This is a genomic window from Polaromonas potterensis (assembly GCF_033446725.1).
Classification (GTDB): domain Bacteria; phylum Pseudomonadota; class Gammaproteobacteria; order Burkholderiales; family Burkholderiaceae_C; genus Polaromonas.
In genome coordinates this window covers 1-1,395 of sequence record NZ_JAWQLX010000022.1, presented here as the reverse complement: position 1 = coordinate 1,395, position 1,395 = coordinate 1, and the positions used below count along the sequence as shown (strand labels likewise).

The following is a 1,395-nucleotide window of genomic DNA, read 5'->3' as shown; positions in this document are numbered from 1 at the left end:
AAGGAGTCCGACATGAATGCTACTACCGTTGCCGTCGATCTCGCAAAATCCGTTTTTCAACTGGCCGTGGCCGATGAACACTGGCGCATCCTTGAAACGCATCGCCTCACTCGCGCCCAGTTCGAGCGCTGGTTTGCCAATCGTGATGTTTCCCTGGTGATCATGGAGTCCTGCGGCTCGGCCCACCACTGGGCGCGCTGGCTCAATGGGCTGGGCATTGAGGTCAAGCTATTGCCCGCCCAGTACGTGCGCGCCTACGTCAAGCGCAACAAGACCGATGCCGCAGACGCTGCGGCCCTGCTCGAAGCCGCCCGGGCATCTGACATCCGGCCGGTACGCGTCAAATCCGTCGAGCAGCAGGCGCTGCAAGGCCTGCACCGCATCCGCTCCCTGTGGATGGGCACACGCACTTCGCGCATCAACGCCCTGCGCGGCTTCTGCCGGGAGTTTGGCATTGCCATCCCCGTAGGCGCACGCACCGGCATCGAGACGATCAGCCGAGTGCTGGCTGATCCCAACACGGCCGTGCCCGACCTGATCCGGGGAACGGCCAAGCTGCTGGTGGATGAGATCCGTTTGCTCGAAGCCCGCATCGCCCAGCTGGAGCGTGAACTCACGGCAGTCGCCAGGCTCAGCCCGGCATGCACCACGCTACTGTCGATCCCAGGCATTGGGCTGCTGACCGCCACGGCGCTGGTGGCAGCCACCTCGGGTGATGTGAGCCACTTCAAGGATGCCCGGCACTTCGCAAGCTGGTTTGGGCTGACGCCCAAGGAGTACAGCTCAGGATCAAGCAGATACCTGGGGCGCATCTCCAAACGGGGTGACCGTTATCTGCGCATGTTGCTCACACACGGTGCCAGGAGTGTGCTGCGCGCGGCCAAGGTGGCCGATACCGCTGGGCGTGAGGTGTGTGGTGTGCGCCGATGGGCGCTGGATGTGCAGGGCAGAGCGAACCACAACAAGGCAGCCTGCGCGCTGGCCAACAAGCTGGCGCGGATTTGCTATGCCACGCTCAGAGACAAGGAGCCGTTTGACGAAAGTGAACGACTCAGCAGAAAAATCAACAGGGAGAGCTTTGTGATGTCCGCGTAAGGTGCCAACATCCAAATAGCCGTCACCAAGAAATGAATTGACCTATCACCCATCCACGCTTGCGACGAGATTGATCGACCATCATGGCAAACAGGGTTCGCCCCGCACCGACAGACGCCGATAACTCTTCCGGCAGCTTGCCTGCCGCTTGTAACGATTGGCGCATCGGTGACGCAGATTCCATGTCGGCACGGGACACACACGATCCCACAACAGATGCCGGATATACGACTGCAGGCGCTTCCCCAAAAGCCACACTATCAGTCAGTTTCTTGCCGTTTGGGGGGAGTCCATATAGGA

The 1,395-nt window shown here is 61.0% G+C and carries 2 protein-coding genes; one reads left to right on the top strand and one right to left on the bottom strand.

The window, feature by feature from the left end; genetic code table 11:
* The first annotated feature begins 12 nt into the window (after window positions 1–12).
* Window positions 13–1,095 carry an IS110 family RNA-guided transposase gene (locus R6254_RS21910; RefSeq protein ID WP_318409804.1) on the top strand — a complete coding sequence of 361 codons (1,083 nt, stop codon included), beginning with the start codon at window positions 13–15 and terminating at the stop codon, window positions 1,093–1,095.
* 22 nt (window positions 1,096–1,117) lie between these two features.
* Here R6254_RS21910 and R6254_RS21905 read toward each other — a convergent pair.
* On the bottom strand, window positions 1,118–1,395 hold a 278-nt coding region (locus tag R6254_RS21905; protein ID WP_318409803.1), incomplete at its 5' end, for a hypothetical protein.